2 protein-coding genes are annotated in these 3,274 nt (G+C 38.9%); both read left to right on the top strand.

Going from position 1 to position 3,274, the window contains the following annotated elements:
* Nucleotides 1–332: 332 nt before the first annotated feature.
* Nucleotides 333–2,606, top strand: a complete 2,274-nt coding sequence (locus tag HT719_RS09420; protein WP_172929005.1) for a Xaa-Pro dipeptidyl-peptidase — start codon at nucleotides 333–335, stop codon at nucleotides 2,604–2,606.
* 16 nt (nucleotides 2,607–2,622) lie between these two features.
* On the top strand, nucleotides 2,623–3,093 hold the full coding sequence (locus tag HT719_RS09415; protein ID WP_172929003.1) for an arginine repressor: 471 nt from the start codon (nucleotides 2,623–2,625) through the stop codon (nucleotides 3,091–3,093).
* Nucleotides 3,094–3,274 lie beyond the last annotated feature (181 nt).

The following is a 3,274-nucleotide window of genomic DNA, read 5'->3' as shown; positions in this document are numbered from 1 at the left end:
TTAAGTGATAAAGTCGGGATTATACCATTTTCACCTATAAAAGGCTTCTCTTGAGAAAAATTTCATCAGCTTACTAATTTACTTTCTATTCATTTGTATTTTTGCCATCGTTTTTATATTTATACTATATTATACATAAAACAGAAAACATACAATATAAATCTCCTAGAATTTTTATATTATACCTATTATGTCTATTGTTACACTGTTCTCTATGTTGAATTTAGTACTTTATTCATTTTTATTGGATTATTTCCTTTTGCAGTTAACAATTCCCTTTCTGCTTTTTTTTTGATATAATACCCTTAACTATCATTCTATATGGAGGTTCTATGCGTTTTAATCAATATAGTTATATCACTTTTCCAAAAGAAAATATCTTATCTGAACTAAAAAAATGTGGCTTTGATTTACAAAACACAGCCAATCCCAAGGAATTACTGGAAACTTTTTTACGTCGCTTATTTTTCACTTATGAGAACACCGACTATCCACTCTTCTGCTTGGCTGTAGATAAAGAAACTAACATATTAACTTTTTTCAAATCTGACAAAGACTTGACAGCAGATATTTTTTATACTGTTGCTTTTCAACTTTTAGGCTTTTCTTATTTGGTTGACTTCGAAGATAGTGACGTTTTTCGTAAAGAAACTGGATTTCCCATTATATATGGTGACTTGATTGAAAATCTTTATCAGTTACTCAATACTCGCACCAAAAAGGGAAATACTCTTATCGACCAACTTGTTAGTGATGGTCTTATTCCGGAGGATAATGACTATCACTACTTTAACGGCAAAAGTTTAGCAACTTTTTCCAGCCATGATGTCATTCGTGAAGTGGTTTACGTTGAGTCTCGTGTCGATACTGACCAAAAAGGTCTTCCAGACTTAGTCAAGGTCAGCATTATTCGTCCTCGTTTTGATGGAAAAATCCCTGCCATCATGACAGCCAGCCCTTATCATCAGGGAACCAATGACAAGGCAAGCGATAAGGCTCTCTACAAGATGGAGGGCGAGCTTGAGGTTAAACCTGCTCATAAGATTGAACTAGAGGAACCTCAACTCAATCTCGTCCAACCTCAAGGTCAAGCTGAGCTTGTGGCTGAAGCTGAGGAAAAGCTAAGTCACATCAACTCTAGCTGTATTCTTAATGACTATTTCCTTCCACGAGGTTTTGCCAATCTCTATGTTTCAGGTGTTGGTACCAAAGACTCTACTGGTTTCATGACTAACGGAGACTACCAGCAAATCGAGGCTTATAAAAATGTCATTGATTGGCTAAATGGCCGTTGCCGTGCCTTTACCGACCATACGCGCCAGCGTCAAGTCAAGGCTGACTGGTCAAACGGAAAAGTAGCTACAACTGGACTTTCCTATCTAGGTACCATGTCCAATGGTCTGGCGACTACAGGTATCGATGGTTTAGAGGTTATCATTGCTGAGGCTGGCATTTCTTCATGGTACAACTACTACCGTGAAAACGGTCTGGTGACTAGCCCAGGTGGTTATCCAGGTGAGGACTTTGACTCCCTTGCTGAACTAACCTATTCTCGTAATCTCTTGGCTGGCGACTATATCCGTGGCAATAAAGCTCACCAAGCTGACTTAGAAAAAGTGAAAGCTCAGCTAGATCGAAAAACTGGGGACTATAACCAGTTTTGGCATGACCGCAATTATCTGCTCAATGCCCATAAAGTAAAGGCAGAGCTTGTCTTTACTCATGGTTCTCAGGATTGGAATGTCAAACCACTTCATGTTTACCAGATGTTCCATGCGCTTCCTACTCATAGAAATAAGCACCTCTTTTTCCATAATGGCGCCCATGTGTATATGAACAATTGGCAATCAATTGACTTCCGTGAATCCATGAATGCCTTATTGACTAAAAAATTACTGGGACAAGATACAGATTTCCAACTTCCTACTGTCATTTGGCAGGACAATACAGCTCCTCAGACTTGGCAGACTCTTTCTTACTTTGGAAATCAAGAAAGCTCAGAAATTTTCTCACTTGGTCAAGAAGAGCAAGCTATTCAAAACCAGTACCCAGATGAGGATTTTGAGCGCTATGGAAAAACCTACCAGACCTTCAATACGGAACTCTATCAAGGAAAAGCCAATCAGATTACTATTGACCTTCCTGTAACCAAAGATCTTCACTTGAACGGTCGAGCTCAACTCAATCTTCGGATCAAATCCAGCACAAACAAGGGGCTCTTATCTGCTCAACTACTGGAATTTGGACAGAAGAAATATCTACAACCTTATCCTGCTGTTTTAGGTGCTAGAACCATTGATAATGGACGCTACTACATGTTGGAAAATCTCTGTGAATTGCCATTTAGACCAAATGCACAACGAGTCGTGACAAAAGGTTACCTTAATTTACAAAATAGAACTGATCTACTGTTAGTAGAGGATATTACTGCAGATGAATGGATGGATATCCAATTTGAACTGCAACCTACTATTTATAAGCTAAAAGAAGGAGATACTCTTCGTTTAGTCCTCTATACTACTGACTTTGAAATCACCATACGTGACAATACCGACTACCACTTGACTGTCGACCTCACTCAGTCCACGCTTACCATACCTTGCTAAAAGGAGTTACATTATTATGAATAAATCAGAACACCGCCACCAACTCATACGCGCTCTTGTCGCAAAAAACAAGATTCATACACAGGCTGAATTACAGTCCCTTCTTGCTGAGAACGACATTCAAGTGACCCAGGCAACCCTCTCACGCGACATCAAAAATATGAACCTGTCAAAAGTCCGCGAAGAAGATAACGCTTATTATGTTCTTAATAATGGTTCCATCTCAAAATGGGAAAAACGTCTCGAACTCTACATGGAAGACGCCCTTGTCTTGATGCGCCCAGTTCAACACCAAGTCCTACTAAAAACCCTTCCTGGACTGGCTCAATCCTTTGGTTCTATCATTGATGCTTTGAGCTTCCCTGACGCTATCGCTACCCTTTGTGGTGATGATGTCTGTCTTATCATCTGTGAAGATGCAGATGCTGCTCAAAAGTGCTTTGAAGAACTGAAAAAATTCGCCCCACCATTTTTCTTTGAAGAATAATAAATGACTACAACTAACAATTATGCTTCAAAAAACCTGGTAGAAAGTCTTTAACATCAGAAAACGCATAATATCAAGTGTTTAAAACCCTTGATATTATGCGTTTTGCTTTATCCTAGGAAGATTTATACTCTTCAAAAATCTCTTCAATCCGCATTAACATCGCCTTGCCGTAGGTATG

Source organism: Streptococcus sp. k-378 (assembly GCF_013277505.1).
GTDB lineage: Bacteria > Bacillota > Bacilli > Lactobacillales > Streptococcaceae > Streptococcus > Streptococcus pseudopneumoniae.
Note: the sequence above shows the minus strand (reverse complement) of the source record. Positions and strands in the feature narration are given on the sequence as shown.